The sequence below is a fragment of the Dorea sp. AF36-15AT genome (assembly GCF_003477705.1).
Lineage (GTDB): Bacteria > Bacillota > Clostridia > Lachnospirales > Lachnospiraceae > Claveliimonas > Claveliimonas ammoniilytica.
This window is the reverse complement of the sequence record NZ_QUDV01000001.1, coordinates 850325-870021: the sequence shown is the minus strand read 5'-3', so window position 1 is coordinate 870021 and position 19697 is coordinate 850325. Positions and strand designations below refer to the sequence as shown.

The following is a 19697-nucleotide window of genomic DNA, read 5'->3' as shown; positions in this document are numbered from 1 at the left end:
AAAGGATATGCGGCAGTAGATTGTGATAATCAGATTGATATGGTCAATCGTGAAAAAGTGGAAGATTTTTGCAAAACAGCGGAGAAAGAAGAACAGGCAGCAGTAGATATTGTACAACCGAACAGAGATTCGCTACAATATTAATTTATGTATAATTATGTTGTAGGTACAAAAATAGTGTGACAGCGAGGTAGAGAAAATGGAAGAGCAGATAAAAAAGATTTATGAAAAGCAGAAAAATGGACGCATCAGGATGATACGGAATGTGCTGTTGATTTATGCAGCATTGATTTGTGTGGTGAGTATTTTCAAAGGAAATCCGTTCCCGCATCAGGAGACAGTACTCTTTTTCGATGTGAAGCAGCCGGGCTGGGTCACGACAGATCCCTGGCTTCTGTGGATTTGCGTGGTGGTTGATCTGATTGCAGGTATATTCATTTTAATCAGGGACATTCTCAGAGATTTTTCAAAAATTGACCGGATTCTGTCACAGCAATGTGATGCAGAAAAATATTCAGAAATGCTGGAAGAGTTGGTAAAGTACGGAAAGAGCTTGGATTATCATGGATTTCAAAAAAGTGTCATGCTGATAGCTGAGTCTAAATATGTAGTTGCACTGATCATAAATGGGCAGTTGCAGAAGGCAGAAGAGTATATAAAGAATGAATGGGAAGGAAAAAGAGAGGGACGTTCCTGGCAGCAGGTCATGACGAATCTCGAACTGTCGAAGAAATATCAGGAGAAAGATGCGGCAGGTTATTCGGCTACATTAGAAAAAGCAGGGAAAGTATTTCAAAAGAATCCACTGTTTATGGCAAAAAATTTGATGCTGAAAGGTGAAGATGAGGCAGCAGTAAGATTACTGGAAAATGATACGGAAAAGCTGCCTTATTATGAGGTTACACGCAGATTCCTGCTGGGAGTATGTTACTACCGAATCGGAAAAGAAGAGCAGGGAAAAGAATGTATGGAATATGTAATTGGGCATGGAAATACGTTGAAGTGCAAAGAAGAAGCGGAAAAATATGTAACAGTGTAAGTAAGGATGTTCTTTAAAATGACAGGGTAACAAAAATGGAGAAGATATAGAGGATGGTAATAAAATAGGATATATCGCACATAAAGATGGTGAATCTGGAGTATACAATTCCTGAAAATAGACTTGGTTTTTAAATATTACAAGTGTAAGATTTAAGGAACAAAAAAATTAGAAGAAAGGAATCGGTGGAAGTGGTTATGTTGTTAAAAAAGATGCAACAGTATTGGATGAGTATTTTGAAGAATAAAAAAATTTTTATGGGAAATTATTACATATGTAAGATATTTGCGATGATATTGATAGTTCTTATTGTTTTTACAGGGTGCGGACAAAATCGAATTACGGAAAAAGAAGAAAAGAAAGAAACCGTAGAATCTGAAATGAATGCAGAAGTAAAAAAAACAGCACAAACTTTTCGGTTTGTTTATATGAAGGAGAAGTCGGAGTTAAATACATTAAAGGTGAAAAGAAAAATTATCAATTGTCTGGAAGAAAAAGGATATGCGGCAGTAGATTGTGATAATCAGATTGATATGGTCAATCGTGAAAAAGTAGAAGATTTTTGCAAAGCAGCAGAGAAAGAAGAACAGGCAGCAGTAGATATTGTTGTTGTATTTGATGAAGGGGAAATTATACAATATCATTTAGAGTCAATGAATGGAAAGATAAATGTTCGATTATGTCAGGTTAAATGGAAGGATAATAGCCCACAGGCTAATTATTATGATGAATATGAAGCATATGAGTGGAAATATACAGAAAAAGGATACTTGTTTCTGGAGGAATATCACCCACCGGGATTTGATGGAGCACCGGGTGAAACTGGATTCAGAGTGCAGCCATTAGATAAAACATGCCGAGAATTGAATCGAAAATATGTTATGCCGTTGGGGTATGCACTTAATAATCTGTTGATTACAAATTGGGATAACCAGAATTATACGGAACTTGATTTTTATGATCTTTATGAAAAAATGTATTATATGAAATATGGAAAGCAAGTTCCATATGAAGCAAATTATGGTGGAGCAGAATATGAAGTTCCAAAAGATGAGTTTGAAGAGGTTATAAAGACCTATTTACCATTTAGTAATAGCGAGATTGAAAAAGGAACTTTTTATAACTCTGATAATAGAACTTTTAGATACAGACCGCGAGGGTTATATGATTGTGAATTCCCATATGAGCCATATCCGGAAGTTATCTCATATGAAAAATTACAAGATGGAACATTAAAACTTACGATAGAAGCAGTATGGGAAATCAGAATGTTAGATCAGTCAATCACCAGTGAATTGATGATAAAACCTATGGAAGACGGAAGTTTCCAGTATTTATCAAATAAGGTAATCAAGTCAGATCAAAATGCAAATGCAGGGTGGTATATGCCAAGGTTAACAGAAGAAGAGTGGGAAGAGAATTACAGTAATAATTAGGGGGCAATATGAAAAGAAAAAGTATTTTGTTAGTACTTTGTATAGGAATGATTCTGACTTCCTGTGAAAGTAAGATATCGTTAAACAGCACAGATGTAAAAAATGAGAAGAATCAGAAAAACACTACCATGGAAAATCCGGATAAGGGATATAATCTACCAATCGATGAAGACAAGAAAAAGGAAGCTGTGAACGATTGTGAAGAAATTATGGGCATTATCCGAGATATTTATTCTGAATATAATGGAATACAAGAAGCAGATCAGAACACTGCTGAGCAAATGATGAATCGGATGAAAGAAATTATCAAACAAAATGGGAATCCGGTCATTGGTTCCGATCATTATTCTGTTATGGATAATTATCAGAAGATGGAACAATTTTTAAAATCTGCAGAACAAGAAGAAAAAGGAAGTGTAATTTTATATGAAGCAGATACAGATGGTGGAATTACCAGAAAAGAATATAGTTATGATGGAAAAGAAATGAGTGTGATGTCCGCAAAAATGATCTGGAGTGAGGATACAGAGCCTGTACTTACATACATATCGCTATCAAAAATAAAAGAATGGGCATATACTGAAAATGGGAATTTCTGTTATGAATTATGCGTACCTGAACCACCGGAAGTGACAGAGATTGTAGATGGAAGTTGTATTATCCGGGTAAAGCCTTTGAGTGAGGAGTGTCGGGAATATTCAAAAAAATATGTGAGTACGTTCGGCTATCAGGGAAACAATCTGTTATGTTCAAACTGGAATGCGGAGGATATGCAGGGGTTGGATTATAATGGACTTTATGAATATTTTTATCAAATGAAATATGGAGAAAAATTTACTGCAGAAAAAGAGGTTGTGGGAATTCCAGCAGAAGAGTTCGAAAATGTAATTATGACATATCTTCCTGTTACAAAAGAAGAATTGAAAGAATGGGCGGTCTACGATGAACAAAGTAATATGTTTATCTGGGAACGATTGGGATGTGGTAATTATTCACCAACACATTTTGGCTTGTCTTTACCGGAAGTAACAGAAGTCAGGCACAATGAAGATGGAACCATTGTTTTGACAATTCATGCAGTATGTGATTCTGTTGTATGTAATGATGTTGTTATTACACACGAACTTACGATGAAAATTCAGGATGATGGAACGATTCAGTATGTTGGAAACAGGATTTTAGATAATGGTATTGATAATATACCGAGGTATCAGTACCGGTTAGGTAATTTGCAGAATTGATCAGTAGAGAAGAATGAAATAAAGAGAACTGATAACGGGAAATTATGCTATCAGTTCTCTTTATTTATTTCCAAATACCAAGATTAGAAAGTACAGATTCTGTTATTTCGGTAGCCTGACTTCCAGTTGCACCAGAAGAGGATTGAATATTTGTTGCGAAGTAGTAAGTATTATTCGCTGTTTCAATGTATCCGATAAACCAGCCATTGACATCTTTACCATTGACACGCCCAGTTCCTGTTTTCCCGTAAAGAGAACCGGAAGAAGTAGTGGAAAGCAGCAGGGCTTTTTTTACTGCCTGGATATTTTTACTGTCAAAATGAAAATTATTTTGATAGAAATCCTGTAACAATTCCACCTGTTCTATGGGTGATATCTTCAGAGAGAAATCTGTCCAATAGAGATTTAGATTTGTTCCAGTATTCTGATTCCCATAGTTTATTGTCTGTAAAAATGTTCTTACGGCTTCAAAACCTGCCTGTGAATCAATTGCCTGAAAATACCAGTTTACGGAATTATGTATAGCCGAGGTTAAATCTTGATCGGCTTCCCATGAATTAAAAGGATATGGTTCTCCATTCCATGTGAAAGTGGAATGTTCTGGTGTAATAATTCCAGATTCCAAGCCAAGTAATGCATCATATATTTTATAAGTCGAATTCGGTGATACACGTGTGGAAGCATGCTCCATATTATAAATATTCCATTTATCAGCAGACTGATCATATAAAACAAAACTTCCAGTGTAGTCCCCAAAATTGGAAGAAAGATTTAGCTGAGTAATATTCTTTTCGGTTGTGTCAAAATGATACCCAGTCTGATCAGAAGCATAAACAGAAAGTATGGGAATGCATCCAATGATGATAGTAGAGACGAATATGCATATAAGATATCCACGAATTTTTTGTTTAAAAGTAGGTTGGTGGAATGATGCAATATTTAAAATGCGTCCTTTTAACTGTTTTATATTTCCACTAATTCCCATAGTAAGAGGGAATGGAGACAGAGCTATTGTTTCGGCAAAGTTAATCAGTGTATTTCCATATGACTTGTATTCTGTTTCTTTCAATAATTGTAATACAGCACTGTCGCAGGCAAGTTCCCGTTCCTGTCGTATTCTTTTTAGAAAATACCAGATTAGGGGATTGAACCAGTAGAAAACATTTACTGTATTTATCAAATATCCAATTAGAATATCTTTATGCTTGTAGTGCTGCAGTTCATGAAGAAGCATATAGCGAATATCAGTTGCGCTTATAGTTCCAGCGTTAAAATCTGAAATCAAATGAATTGGAAGATAAATGCGAGGATGCAGGAAACCAGCCAAAACAGGAGATTTCAAAAATGCTGTACTATAAATCGGAATGGTATGCTTGCTGTTCACTTCGTTTAAACATTCTATATAAAGAGCGTTTAGTTCTTCATTTTGAAGAGGTAAAGCAGAACTATGTAAGGCTTTTACTTGTTTTACTGAGCGGTAGAGAAGAAAAAACATTATGAATATACCGATACTCCAGAAAAATACAAGTAATGTGTGAATAAAAGTTGGTATTTGGGTGCTGACAGAGACAGCAAAATCATTTATTTTATCCAAATTATAACCATTACCAGAAAGAAAAGTGGTTTGAATGTCACCATTGGTACTTGAACTGGCTGTCAGCAAATGGCTCCACGATATAGAAGATGGGGCAGAGCTTATTGGTAAAAAGGGAACAATTAGAACGGCAAGAAATATAATCGAAAGATTATATTGCATACGTGCGGATAATTGCCTTTGCAATAAATTTTTTAATCCCAGTAAACTACCTAAAAAAATACAAATGATGGCATTACACAGTAAAAATCGAAAACTAAAATATATCAAAATATGCTCCTCCTCCCATGGTTAATGATTGGAAAGAAGATTCCGTAAGCTGGCAATGTCTTCTTCAGACAATTTATCATCCTCAATGTAAGAGGCAAGCATAGAAGTGATATTACCATTATAATATCGTTTTAAAAAAGAATTACTTTCCTGCCGAATATATTCGTCTTCTTTGACCAATGGAGTATAGACAAAAACCCGGCTTTGTTTTTCGTAGGTTAGTGCTTTTTTAGAAACGAGACGTTTAATCAATGTCTGAATTGTTTTAGGACTCCAACGGGAAATTTGTGTTAATTTTTCAGTAATTTCATTGGTGCTGATTGGTGCATATTTCCAAACGATTTTCATAACTTCAAATTCGGCTTCTGAAATTTGAGGCAGATTGCTCATGTGATATTCCTCCAAATCTTACAAATGTAATAAAAATATTATATATCTTAAAAGGTTATTCTGTCAACGGAAAATGACAGATATGAATTCTACAATCTGAATGGACAGATGATATATAAACCTCTGGGATTTTATCATGATTTTCAGATGCAGGTTCTTGAAAAATATAAGACACTGGAACCATTGGAAGCTATCGATATCCTGATAGCCCCGGATAATATTCGGAAAAAACTGAAAAGTGAAAATGATATTTATAAGTTTGAGTATTGCAGCCTGGATGAAAAGACTTATAAAATCGCTTCTTATATTCCCTTGGAATGGAAGAATGGAAAGCTGGAAAAGGTATTGCTGGCATCCATGGATGTGACACAGGAGAAGAAAGCAGAGATTGAATCCCGTCAGGCACTGAAAGAGGCTTACCGGTCCGCAGAAAATGCAAATCGTGCGAAAACAGAATTCCTTTCCAATATGTCCCATGATATCCGGACACCAATGAATGCGATTGTGGGTCTGACGGCAATCGCAGGAGCAAATGTTGAGAGCCAGGACAGAGTCATTGAATGCCTCGGCAAGATCACAGAATCAAGCCGCCATCTGCTGGGGCTGATCAATGAAGTATTGGATATGGCACGTATTGAAAGTGGAAAAATGACACTGGCACAGGAAGATTTCAATCTGTCAGAGCTGGTAGATAATCTTATTACACTTACGAAACCGGTGCTTGATGAACATAAACATAATTTTGATATACACATCAATCATATTGAACATGAGGCTGTCTGTGGTGACAGCTTGAGGATTCAGCAGGTATTTGTGAATCTGATGAGTAATGCGATCAAGTATACACCGGATGGTGGAAATATTACTTTTTCGATAGAGGAAAAACCCAATGGATTTTCAGAACTTGGATGCTATGAATTTACGATTGAGGATAATGGAATCGGTATGTCACCGGAATTCCAGAAAATCATGTTTGATCCTTTCAGCCGTGCAGATGACCACCGGACAACCAGAGTTCAGGGAACCGGTCTTGGAATGGCAATCAGCAGAAATATTGTGAACCTGATGAATGGTAATATTAAAGTGGACAGTACCTTACACAAGGGAACCAGAATTACGATAACAATTTATCTGGAACTGCAGGAAAAAGAAAAAGAACAGGATGAAAATCTGATGAATCTGCCGGTTCTGGTAGTGGATGATGATAAGACATGCTGTGAAAGTACAGTTGCCACACTGAAGGAAATCGGTATTATGGGTGAATGGGTTCTCTCTGGCAGGGAAGCGGTTGAGCGCTGTTATGCACGGCATGAGTTGAAAGATGATTACTTTGCTGTTATTTTAGACTGGAAGATGCCAGATATGGATGGCATAGAGACTGCCAGACAGATCCGGAAACGGATAGGAAAAGAGATCACCATCATTGTATTGACATCCTATGAATTCAGCGAAATTGAAGAAGAAGCAAAGGCTGCAGGTGTAGATGCTTTTATTGCAAAACCGCTGTTCCGTTCCCGGCTGACGGCAACACTGCGGCAGTTTACTTCAGGCAGAAAAGAAAAAACAGCAAGAAATTATCTGGAGAAGTTGTCAGAATCAGACTACACAGGAAAAAGGATTCTGCTGGCTGAGGATAATGAGTTGAACAGAGAAATTGGTGTTGAAATTTTGCAGATGACAGGGGCAGAAGTGGAAACAGCAGAAAATGGAAAAATCGCAGTTGAAAAAGTGGAAGCTTCTCCGGAAGGATTGTATGATCTTGTTTTTATGGATATCCAAATGCCTGTCATGAATGGTTATGAGGCAACTGCAGCAATTAGGAGCCTTCCGGGCGAAAAGGGAAAACTGCCTATTGTTGCCATGACTGCCAATGCTTTTGCAGAAGATGTACAGCTGGCCAAAAATACAGGCATGAATGGACATATCGCGAAACCGCTGGATATGAATAAGCTGAATGATGTTCTGGAAAACTGGCTGTAATTGCCTTCCTGGATGCATGGGAAAAGCAGCTAGGAAACATAGAGAGGGTTTTGTTATGACAGAAACTAAATATATATTTCCGAAGCAACCGCAGTCTGTGACTGTTTTGGTTTTTATAACCGTGCTGATCGTTCTGCTTCTTATCCTGACTGTGATGGTACATATGAGGAACAGAAAACTGAAACGTACGCTGGAAGAACAGATGGCGGAAAGACGGCTTTTGGACAAGATATGTGCAGATTTTACGGCTGTCTATTATGTTGAATTAAATACCGGTTCCTTTGAAATTCTCCATATAAACGATGGAACCAACGCAAAAAAAATGAATCTGAAACAGGGTGATAATTTCAATTCTTCTGCTGACCAATATGCGGTTCAATATCTGTATGAGAAAGAAAGACAGGAATTTAAGGACTGGATTTCGACAGGGCATCTAAAGGAACAGCTTTCCCGGAAGGAGCGCATTACATATCATTACAGAAGCAAACCGAATCCGAACCAGCATGAATTTTTTGAGGCACAGGCAGTCAAAATATACGAGGATGAGAAACATTTTTTCGCACTGGTGGGTTTTCGGCATATTGATGATATCATGGAAAAGAAACCACCATCCAGAATCAGTTAAAGCAGGCACTGGATGAAGCACGGCTGAGTAATGAAATAATCTCAGCAATTGCTAAGAGTTACTGTTCTATCTACAGGATTGATGTGCAGAAAGATTTTTTTGAAGAGATATCAAATGACAGTGAAATACACAAACTGACAGGAAACAGAGGCTGTGCATCGGAGAAACTGTATCAGCTTTGTGATACAATGGTTGCATCGGAATACCGCTCGCTGATCTGTCCATTTCTGGATGTCTCTACACTTTCAGCAAGATTGAAGACGGAAGAATGCATTTCTACAGAATACCGTATGTGTGATGGCAGCTGGCACAGGATGCTTTTTACTGTAAAAAAAAGGGATGAGTCTGGAAATGTAACCCATGTTTTATGTACGGTTCGTAGTATCAGCGATTCCAAGAGACGTGAAGAGAATCTTAACTTTGCAGCGGAAGCAGCAAAGCGGGAAGCCGAAATGAAAACAAGGTTTCTGGCAACTATGAGTCATGATATCCGTACACCACTGAATGGTATTATCGGTATGGTAAATATGGGAAATCAGTACGCAGATGATCCACAGATGCAACAGAAGATCAGAGAAAAGGCAATGGAAACCCTGAAATATCTGGTATCTCTGGTAAATGATGTGTTGGATATGAATAAACTACAGAGCGGAGATTTGAAGGACCAGCAGCTAACCTTTGATCTGACAGAGGTACTGCGGGAATTGAACCAGATTTATGATGAGCGGGCTGCCAAGAAAGGCATCCGGTATGAGATTGACTGGAAAAATGGTACATACAGTCACAGCGCTCTGGTTGGAAACCCGATATATCTTGGAAGGATTCTGTCGAATATTATGGACAATGCCATAAAATTCAGTCAGGTGGGTAGTGTGCTCACGGTCGGGGTTAAGGAAGAAACTCTGGATGATGACAGAGCAAATTTCACTTTCTACTGTAAAGACCAGGGTGTGGGTATGAGTGAAGATTTTATTGCACATGCTTTTGATATGTTCTCTCAGGAAAGCGAGACAAGCAGATCCAGGTATGAAGGCACCGGACTGGGGCTTGCAATTACGAAGCAACTCGTGGACAGAATGGATGGAAGTATTGAACTGAAGAGCAAAGCAGGTGTCGGGACAACAGTTATTGTAAAAATTCCGTTCAAAATTGGCACACAGGATAAAAACAGTAATTTATCAGATAAACCAGTAAGCCTTGATGATTATTCGGTAGAAGGCATACGGGCATTGGTTGTGGAAGACAATGAGTTGAACATGGAAATCTTCAGATGTATACTGGAAGACAACGGTATGGAAGTTACATGTGCAGTAGACGGGCAGGAAGCAGTTGAAATTTTCGAGAAATCTGCACCGGATTATTTTGGGGTAATTTATATGGATATTATGATGCCGAGGATGAATGGTCTGGATGCTGCAAGGACAATCAGAGAAATGAAAAGAAGGGATGCCAGGAGGGTTCCAATCATTGCAATGTCCGCAAATGCCTTTGCAGAAGACATTATCAACAGCCGGCTGGCTGGAATGAATGTTCATCTTGCAAAGCCACTGGATGCGGAAAAAATAATCATTGCCTTAAAACAATGCATGGCAGATAATAGCGATGTAAAATTGCATGAAGATTTGTAGGAATAAAAAGACAGAACATATAAAGTTGTTATATGTTCTGTTTTTTTATTCCTTAGAAGAAGCAGGCTGTGAAAATTCAGGAAGTATTGGAATTAAAGAATCCACAAGAATTGCATATGTGACAGCAAAAAAAAGATTTAACATTTCTTTTTAATAATATCTGCTACAATAGAATTGTAACTGGGAATGAGATGATTGGAGAGCGTTATGAATAAGAATGTAATTGAAGTAAGAGAGCTGAATAAATCTTTTGGCAATGTACATGCAGTGAAAGACTTAAGCTTCCGGGTGAAGCGCGGGGAATTGTTTGCATTCCTTGGAGTAAATGGAGCAGGCAAGAGTACGACGATATCCATCCTCTGCGGACAACTTGGCAAGGATAGCGGCGAGGTGCAGATCCACGGTGCAGACAGCACGAAAGCAGGACTGGATAAACGGTATCTGCTTGGGCTTGTGTTCCAGGATAGTGTATTGGACAAACCGTTGACTGTGAAGGAAAATCTGAGAAGCAGGGCAGCATTATACGGTATTACCGGGGAAGCATTTGATGATCGATTGAAAGAATTGATTGAGTTACTGAAGTTTGATGATTATCTGATCCGGCCGGTTGGAAAGCTATCCGGCGGACAGAGGAGAAGAATTGATATAGCAAGAGCCTTGCTTCACAGACCGGAAATTCTGATTCTGGATGAACCGACGACAGGACTTGATCCGCAGACCAGGAAAATAATCTGGAGCGTGATCGAAGAACTGCGTAAGAAGGAACAGATGACAGTATTCCTTACAACTCACTATATGGAGGAAGCTGCAACGGCGGATTATGTAGTAATCCTGGACAGTGGAAGTATTGTGGCGGAGGGAACGCCTCACGAACTGAAAGAAAAATATGTGGAAGATTACATTTTACTGTATGGAGTGACGGAAGATGAAGTGAAGCTGCTGGGCAAGAAATATAAAGAGATCCGGGACGGTTATCAGCTTACGGTTGCTTCAACGGCAGAGGCGGCGGAACTGATCGCAGCGAATAAAGATAGATTCCGTGATTTTGAAGTGGTAAAAGGAGGCATGGACGATGTCTTTTTGACGGTCACAGGTAAGTCGTTGGGAGGTGATGAGAAATGAGAACAGTATTTGCATTGATTAAGCGTAACCGTCAATTATTTTTCCGGGATAAAGGAATGCTGATTTCGTCTCTGATCACACCAATCATTCTGATTGTGTTATATGCGACATTTCTGCAGAATGTATATAAGGATTCCTTGCAATCAGCTCTGCCAGGGGTGATGAATGTATCAGAAAAGCTGGTGAACGGTACGGTAGCTGGACAGCTTGCAGCGGCACTGCTTGCAGTCAGCTGTGTGACTGTGACTTTCTGCGTGAATCTGACGATGATACAGGATAAAGCAAGTGGTGCTAGAAAAGATTTTGATGTATCACCGGTGCACAGACCGACACTTTATATCGGATATTTCTTCTCAACGGTGTTGAACTCGCTTATGGTTAATTTTCTGGCAGTAGTGATGTGTCTGATCTATGTGAAGCATATGGGATGGTACCTGAATGGAACAGATATTGCCTGGATCATTCTGGATGTGATTCTGTTAGTATTATTTGGCGCAGTGCTGTCCAGTATCATCTGTTATCCGCTGAAGACGCAGGGACAGCTGTCAGCTGTCGGAACGATCGTGAGTGCAGGATATGGATTTGTCTGCGGTGCCTATATGCCTATGTCTAATTTTAGCAGTGGTCTGCAGAAATTTCTGTCATATCTCCCGGGAACCTATGGTACCTCTTTGCTGAAGAATCATATGCTCCGGGGTGTATTTGAAGAAATGAAAGATCAGAAGTTTCCGGATGATGCAGTGACAGCAATTGCAGGTACACTGGATTGTAATCCGGTCTTTCGCGGGCACGTGGTGAGCACATCTGAAATGATCGCAGTGTTAATTGGAAGTATTGTGCTACTTGGAATGGTCTATCTTGCAGTTACAACACTTGCAGAACGTAAGAAATAACTGGACTTACATACATGAATCAGTTAAAATAAAAAAGATACGACGTAATCAGAATATGGAACAGGAGAAAGATTTATGTATGAAATTATGAGTTCGGATGAGGCAATCCGCCTGATCCGAGATGGGGACTGCATCTGCGTGAATTCATTTGTTGGCATCGAGAACCCGGTTGAATTGCATGAGGCGATTTACCGCAGATACGAGAGAATGCAGTCACCGACCCATTTGACGATAATATCCAGTGCCGGATTTGGCGTCTGGGACGAGGATCATAATGCAGAGAGATATATTCGCGAAGGTGCTGTGGATCGTCTGATCTGTGGGCATTTTGGCGCCATGATGAGTACTAAGAAATTAGTATTAGAAGATCGCTTTGAAGCATATAATCTGCCTCTTGGATGCATTTCTCATGCAATCCGTGCGCAGGCAGGCGGACTTCCTGGAGCATTGTCTAAAGTCGGACTGGATATCTTTGTGGATCCTAGAAAAGGAGGTCCAGGAATCAACCGCATCTCGATCGATGATTCTCTGGTGAAGCATGTAGAGGTGGATGGAGATGAATTCCTTTATTATAAACTGCCGAAGATCACAGTAGCATTGATCAAGGGTACAGCAGCAGACCGCAAGGGAAATATTACATTCGATGATATGTTTATGTCAGGAGACGCACTGTCTATTTGTCAGGCCGTTAAAGCGAACCGCGGTAAGGTTATTGTGCAGGTAGACCGTCTGGTGGATACGCCGTCTCGTCCGCGTAATGCGATCATTCCGGGGTGTCTGGTAGATGCGATCGTAGTAGCAGAACCGGAGAAGCGTAACGAAGCATATACGGCATTGACCGGAAGCTTCGAGATTCCATATGAAGAGTGGAATACTTGGAATGAAAAGATTGATACGGTATCTTCGAAGCATTCTAAGAACAGTGTAGCTGGCAATATTATTGGCAGAAGAGCAGCTAAGGAACTTCGGGTAGACGACATTGTAAATATCGGAATTGGTCTGCCGGAGATGGTATCCAGATATGCGAGAAAAAATGGAATTCTGGATATGATCACACTGACTGTTGAGTCAGGCGGTATCGGAGGATTCCCGGTGTCAGGAGAAGCTTTTGGAGCGATGATCGGTGCAGCATCCGTATATGATATGGCGAACCAGTTTGACCTGTATGATAATGGTGGTCTGGACATCTGCTTTATGGGTGCGTTGGAAGTAGATAAGCAGGGGAATGTTAATGCTCACAGAGGACCGGGAGCATTTGCCGGAATTGGAGGATTTGCTAATATTACGGCTAAGACACCGACGGTTGTGTTCTGCATGACATTCAATGCCAAAGGACTGGAAGTGGCACAGAAGAAAGGCGTTGTAACGATCGAGAAGGAAGGCTCTGTTCCGAAGTTTGTAGATAAAGTGAACAGCGTCAGCTTCTCAGCCAAACGTGCGATCGAGAACGGTCAGAAAGTTCTGTATGTGACAGAGCGTTGTGTGTTCCGTTTGACACCGAAGGGACTGAAACTGATCGAAGTATATCCGGGTGTGGATCAGCAGAAAGATATTTTGGATTTACTTCCGTTTGATGTGGAGATTTAAGAAAACGAAAATAAGTGTTAAGATAAAATCAAGATAAAACGCAGGAAAATGCTCCTGCGTTTTTTGGCAGTAAGTCGTGTCAGACAAAACTGCAGCTGGGATAACAGGAGAGAAAATGGAATTATATTATGCACCAATGGAAGGAATTACCGGATATCTGCATCGAAATGTGAGTCGGGCAGTATTTCCGGATATTGATAAATATATGACACCGTTTATTGCGGCCAATCAGAAGGGGAAGCTTAGTACCAAAGAGAAGAATGACATTTTGCCGGATCATAATAAAGGAATGTATGTGATTCCACAGATACTGACGAATCAGGCAGACTGCTTTCTGGCGGTAGAACGGACACTACGGGAATATGGATATACGGAATTGAATCTGAATCTTGGCTGTCCGTCTAAGACTGTTGTGACTAAGTATCGTGGTTCGGGATTTTTGGCAAAACCGGAGGAACTGGATCATTTTCTGGAAGAGGTATTTGCCAGAACAGAATGTGAGATTTCACTGAAGACAAGGATCGGAGTAGAAGATGGGGAAGAATTTGAGAGACTGTTGGAAATCTACAACAAATATCCGTTAAAGGAACTGATTGTGCATCCGCGTACACAGAAAGATTATTATCGGAATCATCCGAATATGGAGTGGTATACATACGCTGTGGAGCATGGAAAAGCACCACTTTGCTATAACGGAGATATTACAGATGTGACGTCTTATAAGACATTTATGAAGGCATATCCGGATACGGATAAAGTCATGATTGGAAGAGGATTGCTTGTGAATCCCGGACTGGCAGGAATGCTGAAAGGGAAAGCTGCGCCGTCCAAAGAGCAGATCCGGGAATATCATGACCGGATGTATGAGGCTTACAGAGAGCATATGCCGGGCGACCGCGTGGTGCTCTTTAAGATGAAAGAATTATGGTATTATCTGGCACAGCATTTTACTGATTCTGCAAAATATGCGAAGAAGATCCGTAAGGCAGAGCGGCTTCCGGTGTACGAATCAGCAGTCAATGCGTTATTTGCGGAGCAGGACTTTGTGTCATAATTTCTATTCCATTTTGAAAAGGATATGTTATAATGGGCTTGTGTTTTGGACATTACAAAGGAGGACAGGCTTATGAAACTTGTAATTACAATAAGCAGAAGATACGGAACCGGTGCAAGCCAGATAGCAGGAGAGTTGTCTGAGCAACTTGGGATTCCTGTGTATGATAAGACACATGTGGAAGAAAAAATGTGCAGTAATTCCTATGATTCAGAGGCAGCAGTTATTAAGGAACTGGCTATGAAGCCGTGCATTATACTGGGAAGATGTGCTTCTGAGATTCTGAAGGATCAGAAGAATGTATTTAATATATATGTGTGTGCAGACCGTAAGGATCGTATCGCGCGGATTATGAAGAAGGAGAATATATCCGAAGAAGAGGCTGCGAAGAAGCTGGATACAACGGATGCAGAGCGTTCTGAGTATTATTATGAACATACAGGCAAAGCATGGGGAGATGTGAATAACTACCATATGATCCTTAATACTTCCGATATTGGAGTAGACCGCTGTGCAGATGCACTGATCCGGTATTTTGAACAGAAAGAAATTATATAGATAAATTGCTAATCTGCACAGATCTGTGCTATACTTACTATTAAGTATGCAGTGCTTTGCAGACAAATGAAGAACAAGGAGCAGACTTATGAAAAGAGTGTTATTAAAATTAAGTGGAGAGGCCCTTGCAGGGGATAAGAAAACAGGATTTGATGAAGCAACCTGTATCGGCGTTGCCAAACAGGTAAAGCAGCTTGTGGACGACGGTATGCAGGTGGCGATCGTTACAGGAGGCGGTAACTTCTGGAGAGGACGTACCAGTGAGACAATCGACCGTACCAAGGCAGATCAGATCGGTATGCTGGCAACAGTAATGAACTGTATCTATGTATCTGATATTTTTCGTCATGTAGGTATGAAGACTGAGGTGTTTACACCTTTTGTATGTGGCGCATTTACTACACTGTTTTCGAAGGACAGTGCTCTGAAAGCATTGGATGAAGGTAAGGTAATCTTTTTCGCAGGTGGTACAGGTCATCCGTATTTCTCAACGGATACAGGAGCTGTTCTTCGTGCCATCGAGATCGAAGCAGATACGATGCTGCTTGCCAAGGCGATTGACGGTATCTATGACAGTGATCCGAAGGTGAACCCGGAGGCGAAGAAGTATGATGAGCTTTCTATTCAGGACATTATTGATCAGAAACTGGCGGCGATAGACCTGACAGCATCGATCCTCTGTCTGGAGAATAAGATGCCGATGCTTGTATTTGGTCTGAATGAAGAGAACAGTATTGTCAATACCGTATCAGGTAAGTTTAACGGTACGAAAGTAACCGTATAGTATTGAGGAGGATTTTAGAATGAGTGAACAGGTAAGCGTATACGAAAGTAAGATGAAAAAGACACTGGCAAGTCTGGAGTCAGAACTGATGACAATCCGTGCAGGACGTGCCAATCCTAATATCTTGAACAAGCTGACAGTAGATTATTATGGAACACCTACACCGATTCAGCAGGTTGGTAACATTTCTGTTCCGGAGGCTCGTATGATCGTGATCCAGCCATGGGAGAAGAGCATGATCAAAGAGATTGAAAAAGCGATCAACATGTCAGATATCGGCATCAACCCTACCAATGATGGACAGGTTGTACGTCTGGTATTCCCGGAACTTACTGAGGATCGAAGAAAAGAACTGGTGAAGGACGTTAAGAAAAAAGGCGAGCAGGCAAAAGTTGCTGTCAGAAATATCCGACGCGATGGTAATGATGCATTCAAGAAACTGAAGGGCAGTGATGTATCAGAGGATGAGATCAAGGATCTGGAGACAGAACTTCAGAAGGTTACAGATAAATACATCAAAGAAGTAGATAAAGCTGTTGATGAGAAGTCCAAAGAGGTAATGACAGTTTAGGAACATCGCAATATCGGGGGCGGGGCGTGTGTCTCGTCTCCCTTTGCATTGCAATGAGTCAGGAGGATAAGATATGAATGTACCACAGCATGTGGCAATAATTCTGGATGGAAATGGCCGGTGGGCAAAGTCCAAAGGCATGCCGCGTAATTATGGGCATGCACAGGGAAGTAAGAATGTGGAGAGAATCTGTGAAGAGGCGTGGAGATTGGGAATTAAGTATCTGACCGTGTATGCATTTTCCACAGAGAACTGGAATCGTCCGCAGGATGAAGTAGATGCACTGATGAATCTGTTGCGTCGTTATATGAAGACATGCCTTACAACGGCTTCGAAAAATGATATGAAAGTCCGTGTGATCGGAGATATTACCAGACTGGATGAAGATATCAGAAGCCGTATTCTGGAGCTGGAAGAGGCAACAAAGAATAATGGTGGACTGAATTTCCAGATCGCAATCAATTATGGAAGCAGGGATGAGCTCGTGCGAGGTATCCGCAGACTTGCGCAGGATTGTGTAGATAACAAGCAGGATCCGGCAGAGATTACGGAAGCCGTGATCGAACGCTATCTGGATACCCATGGGATTCCGGATCCGGATCTTCTGATCCGTACCAGCGGGGAACAGAGACTTTCAAATTTCCTGCTGTGGCAACTTGCATATACGGAGTTTTATTTTACCGATGTGCATTGGCCGGCATTTACGAAAGAAGAACTTATTAAAGCGATCGAGCAGTATAATAAGCGGGACAGACGCTTTGGTGGTGTGAAGGAGGAGCAAAATGTTTAAGACAAGACTGTTAAGCGGAATTGTACTGGTTGCAGTACTGATCCTCACGGTCGGCATGGGAGGTCCTGTGCTGTATACTGTGCTTCTGGCAGCCAGCCTGATCGGTCTGATGGAATTATACAGAACTGTTAAGGTGCAGAATCAGGCACTTGGTGTAGTAGGATATTTGGGCGCGATCGGGTATTATATCTTAATGTATCAGAATAAAATGGAATATATAATGCCGCTTATCATCCTGGTATTGATGCTTGCGATGGCAGTGTATGTATTTGCATATCCTAAGTTTGTGGCTGAGCAGGTTATGACGGTGTTTTTTGGTGTGATCTATGTAGCAGTAATGCTGTCATTTGTATATCAGACCAGATGCCTGCCGGACGGAATGGTCATGGTATGGCTGATATTCTTAAGTTCCTGGGGATGCGATACCTGTGCATACTGTGTTGGTATGCTGATTGGCAAGCATAAGATGGCACCGATCCTCAGTCCGAAGAAATCTGTTGAAGGCGGAGTTGGCGGAGTCGTAGGTGCAGCACTTCTCGGTGCGATTTTTGCGGCATGTATGAATCATTTCGCAAGTGCAGATGTAAGTCCGGTACTCTGTGCAGTGATCTGTGGCGTCGGCGGTGCGATTTCTCAGATTGGCGATTTGTCAGCATCTGCGATTAAGAGAAATCATGAGATTAAGGATTACGGTAAGCTGATTCCTGGTCATGGCGGTATCTTAGACCGTTTTGACAGTGTGATCTTTACCGCACCGATTATCTACTATCTGACGTTGTGGCTGATCAAATAACAGATACAGCACGATAAGGATATGAGGTTATACTTACAATTCAGGGAGGCATAAATTGGGGATTATCATAGCAATATTATTGTTCAGCTTTATCGTGATCTTTCACGAGATGGGACATTTTCTGATTGCAAAAGCAAATGGTATAGAGGTGGAAGAGTTTGCACTAGGCATGGGACCACTTTTGTTCTCAAAAGAATATAAAGGAACGAGATACTGCCTGAGACTGCTGCCGATCGGCGGTGCCTGTATGATGGGTGAGGATGACGAGGCAACCGGTTCGGAAGGCAATTTCCACAGCAAATCTGTGTGGGCGAGAATCGCAGTGATTGCGGGAGGTCCGGTGTTTAATTTTATTCTGGCATTTATCTTGTCAGTGATTCTGATCGCTATGGTAGGTTATGACCAGCCGGTAGCAGAACAGGTGGAGAATGGCTATCCGGCTGCGGAAGCAGGAATCCAGCCTGGAGACAGGATTGTCAGGATCGGGAATAAGAAGATCAATATCTTTCGCGAGATTTCGACCTATAATCAGTTCCATCAGGGGGAGACGGTTGACGTTACCTATGAGCACAATGGAGAGAAGTATACGGTTACATTGACGCCAAAATATGATGAAGAGAATCAGTATTACCGTCTGGGAATTTCGAGAGGAGCGAATGAAAAAGCAGGATTTTTCAAGTCGCTTCAGTATGGTATGTATGAGGTGAAATACTGGATCTGTACTACAGTATCCAGTCTGAAGATGTTAATTATGAGACAGGTGGGCATAGATCAGATGTCAGGCCCTGTCGGAATCGTCGGTGTGGTGGATGAAACGTATCAGGCATCGTCTCAGTATGGCGTGTTGACTGTGATCGCCAGTATGCTGAACATTGCAATTTTGCTGTCGGCGAACTTGGGTGTAATGAATCTGCTTCCGATTCCGGCACTGGATGGAGGCCGCCTGGTATTTCTATTTGTAGAGGCAATCCGCAGAAAGAAGATACCGCCTGAGAAAGAAGGCTATGTGCATCTGATAGGATTCGCACTGTTGATGGCACTTATGGTAGTTGTAATGTTTAACGATATTCGAAAATTAATCATGTGATAAGGTGGATGTATCTGTGGCATGTCTGAAGAACATGCTGTGGATACATCTTTTTTGTATCGTGATGAGTCGAAGTCCTAGCTAAAGTGATATAGGCGAATATGGGAATTAAATTTGCAGATTGAGCTTAAACTTGTGTGCGCAAAATATTTAAAAACTGAAAATGTTAATAAAACTTTAGAAAGTGTCTACCAAAAAACTGATAATAGCTACTAAAAAAATAACAAAGTGCTATACTATACTCATATGATTTAA

The 19697-nt window shown here is 40.7% G+C and carries 19 protein-coding genes; 17 read left to right on the top strand and 2 right to left on the bottom strand.

Going from position 1 to position 19697, the window contains the following annotated elements; all coding sequences use genetic code 11:
- From DWZ93_RS15195 to DWZ93_RS04105, 4 genes are all read left to right on the top strand, one after another.
- On the top strand, positions 1–144 hold a 144-nt coding region (locus DWZ93_RS15195), incomplete at its 5' end, for a DUF6070 family protein (RefSeq protein ID WP_256442598.1).
- A gap of 55 nt (positions 145–199) precedes the next feature.
- Positions 200–1039 (top strand): hypothetical protein, encoded by an 840-nt coding sequence (locus DWZ93_RS04115; protein WP_021740685.1) that lies wholly within the window; start codon positions 200–202, stop codon positions 1037–1039.
- A 185-nt stretch (positions 1040–1224) separates the two neighbouring features.
- Complete coding sequence (locus DWZ93_RS04110; RefSeq protein ID WP_243061083.1) at positions 1225–2475, top strand: DUF6070 family protein; 1251 nt, start codon at positions 1225–1227, stop codon at positions 2473–2475.
- Between the two features lie 8 nt (positions 2476–2483).
- On the top strand, positions 2484–3716 hold the full coding sequence (locus DWZ93_RS04105; protein ID WP_118452046.1) for a DUF6070 family protein: 1233 nt from the start codon (positions 2484–2486) through the stop codon (positions 3714–3716).
- Positions 3717–3780: 64 nt separating this feature from the next.
- On the opposite strand, the gene DWZ93_RS04100 is transcribed toward DWZ93_RS04105, so the two are convergent.
- Together DWZ93_RS04100 and DWZ93_RS04095 are read right to left on the bottom strand one after the other, a co-directional pair.
- Complete coding sequence (locus DWZ93_RS04100; protein WP_118452045.1) at positions 3781–5580, bottom strand: BlaR1 family beta-lactam sensor/signal transducer; 1800 nt, start codon at positions 5578–5580, stop codon at positions 3781–3783.
- 21 nt (positions 5581–5601) lie between these two features.
- On the bottom strand, positions 5602–5970 hold the full coding sequence (locus DWZ93_RS04095) for a BlaI/MecI/CopY family transcriptional regulator (protein ID WP_005330465.1): 369 nt from the start codon (positions 5968–5970) through the stop codon (positions 5602–5604).
- Positions 5971–6117: 147 nt separating this feature from the next.
- On the opposite strand from DWZ93_RS04095, the gene DWZ93_RS04090 reads away from it, so the two are divergent.
- The 13 genes from DWZ93_RS04090 (at position 6118) to rseP (ending at position 19442) form a co-directional block, all read left to right on the top strand.
- On the top strand, positions 6118–7950 hold the full coding sequence (locus DWZ93_RS04090; RefSeq protein WP_243061102.1) for a hybrid sensor histidine kinase/response regulator: 1833 nt from the start codon (positions 6118–6120) through the stop codon (positions 7948–7950).
- 55 nt (positions 7951–8005) lie between these two features.
- A complete protein-coding gene (locus DWZ93_RS04085; protein ID WP_118452044.1) occupies positions 8006–8575 on the top strand; it encodes a hypothetical protein in 570 nt (189 codons plus the stop codon).
- Between the two features lie 83 nt (positions 8576–8658).
- Positions 8659–10203 carry an ATP-binding protein gene (locus DWZ93_RS04080; RefSeq protein ID WP_118452043.1) on the top strand — a complete coding sequence of 515 codons (1545 nt, stop codon included), beginning with the start codon at positions 8659–8661 and terminating at the stop codon, positions 10201–10203.
- Positions 10204–10410: 207 nt separating this feature from the next.
- Positions 10411–11325 (top strand): ABC transporter ATP-binding protein, encoded by a 915-nt coding sequence (locus DWZ93_RS04075; RefSeq protein ID WP_118452042.1) that lies wholly within the window; start codon positions 10411–10413, stop codon positions 11323–11325.
- Positions 11322–12218, top strand: a complete 897-nt coding sequence (locus DWZ93_RS04070) for an ABC transporter permease (protein WP_118384189.1) — start codon at positions 11322–11324, stop codon at positions 12216–12218. The genes DWZ93_RS04075 and DWZ93_RS04070 overlap by 4 nt, the downstream gene beginning before the upstream one ends.
- A gap of 75 nt (positions 12219–12293) precedes the next feature.
- Positions 12294–13805 carry a CoA-transferase gene (locus DWZ93_RS04065; protein WP_118452041.1) on the top strand — a complete coding sequence of 504 codons (1512 nt, stop codon included), beginning with the start codon at positions 12294–12296 and terminating at the stop codon, positions 13803–13805.
- A 115-nt stretch (positions 13806–13920) separates the two neighbouring features.
- Positions 13921–14859 (top strand): tRNA dihydrouridine synthase, encoded by a 939-nt coding sequence (locus DWZ93_RS04060; RefSeq protein ID WP_118452040.1) that lies wholly within the window; start codon positions 13921–13923, stop codon positions 14857–14859.
- Positions 14860–14931: 72 nt separating this feature from the next.
- Entirely contained in the window at positions 14932–15417 is a 486-nt protein-coding gene (locus DWZ93_RS04055) for a cytidylate kinase-like family protein (RefSeq protein WP_118384184.1), read from the top strand.
- Positions 15418–15505: 88 nt separating this feature from the next.
- Positions 15506–16201 carry a UMP kinase gene (gene pyrH, locus DWZ93_RS04050; protein ID WP_118384183.1) on the top strand — a complete coding sequence of 232 codons (696 nt, stop codon included), beginning with the start codon at positions 15506–15508 and terminating at the stop codon, positions 16199–16201.
- 19 nt (positions 16202–16220) lie between these two features.
- Positions 16221–16772 carry a ribosome recycling factor gene (frr, locus tag DWZ93_RS04045; protein ID WP_118384182.1) on the top strand — a complete coding sequence of 184 codons (552 nt, stop codon included), beginning with the start codon at positions 16221–16223 and terminating at the stop codon, positions 16770–16772.
- 73 nt (positions 16773–16845) lie between these two features.
- Positions 16846–17562, top strand: coding sequence for an isoprenyl transferase (locus tag DWZ93_RS04040; protein WP_118384181.1), 717 nt, complete (start codon positions 16846–16848; stop codon positions 17560–17562).
- Positions 17555–18355, top strand: coding sequence for a phosphatidate cytidylyltransferase (locus tag DWZ93_RS04035; protein WP_118452039.1), 801 nt, complete (start codon positions 17555–17557; stop codon positions 18353–18355). The genes DWZ93_RS04040 and DWZ93_RS04035 overlap by 8 nt, the downstream gene beginning before the upstream one ends.
- Positions 18356–18410: 55 nt before the next feature.
- A complete protein-coding gene (rseP, locus tag DWZ93_RS04030) occupies positions 18411–19442 on the top strand; it encodes an RIP metalloprotease RseP (RefSeq protein WP_118452038.1) in 1032 nt (343 codons plus the stop codon).
- Positions 19443–19697: the final 255 nt, after the last annotated feature.

Bases quoted from the DNA above. Each gene is read 5' to 3' on its own strand.
- frr (WP_118384182.1), top strand. From the start codon at position 16,221: ATGAGTGAACAGGTAAGCGTATACGAAAGTAAGATGAAAAAGACACTG.
- DWZ93_RS04105 (WP_118452046.1), top strand. From the start codon at position 2,484: ATGAAAAGAAAAAGTATTTTGTTAGTACTTTGTATAGGAATGATTCTG.
- DWZ93_RS04075 (WP_118452042.1), top strand. From the start codon at position 10,411: ATGAATAAGAATGTAATTGAAGTAAGAGAGCTGAATAAATCTTTTGGC.
- DWZ93_RS04055 (WP_118384184.1), top strand. From the start codon at position 14,932: ATGAAACTTGTAATTACAATAAGCAGAAGATACGGAACCGGTGCAAGC.
- DWZ93_RS04035 (WP_118452039.1), top strand. From the start codon at position 17,555: ATGTTTAAGACAAGACTGTTAAGCGGAATTGTACTGGTTGCAGTACTG.
- DWZ93_RS04095 (WP_005330465.1), bottom strand. From the start codon at position 5,970: ATGAGCAATCTGCCTCAAATTTCAGAAGCCGAATTTGAAGTTATGAAA.
- DWZ93_RS04090 (WP_243061102.1), top strand. From the start codon at position 6,118: ATGCAGGTTCTTGAAAAATATAAGACACTGGAACCATTGGAAGCTATC.
- DWZ93_RS04085 (WP_118452044.1), top strand. From the start codon at position 8,006: ATGACAGAAACTAAATATATATTTCCGAAGCAACCGCAGTCTGTGACT.
- DWZ93_RS04065 (WP_118452041.1), top strand. From the start codon at position 12,294: ATGTATGAAATTATGAGTTCGGATGAGGCAATCCGCCTGATCCGAGAT.
- DWZ93_RS04115 (WP_021740685.1), top strand. From the start codon at position 200: ATGGAAGAGCAGATAAAAAAGATTTATGAAAAGCAGAAAAATGGACGC.
- DWZ93_RS04060 (WP_118452040.1), top strand. From the start codon at position 13,921: ATGGAATTATATTATGCACCAATGGAAGGAATTACCGGATATCTGCAT.
- pyrH (WP_118384183.1), top strand. From the start codon at position 15,506: ATGAAAAGAGTGTTATTAAAATTAAGTGGAGAGGCCCTTGCAGGGGAT.
- DWZ93_RS04040 (WP_118384181.1), top strand. From the start codon at position 16,846: ATGAATGTACCACAGCATGTGGCAATAATTCTGGATGGAAATGGCCGG.
- DWZ93_RS04070 (WP_118384189.1), top strand. From the start codon at position 11,322: ATGAGAACAGTATTTGCATTGATTAAGCGTAACCGTCAATTATTTTTC.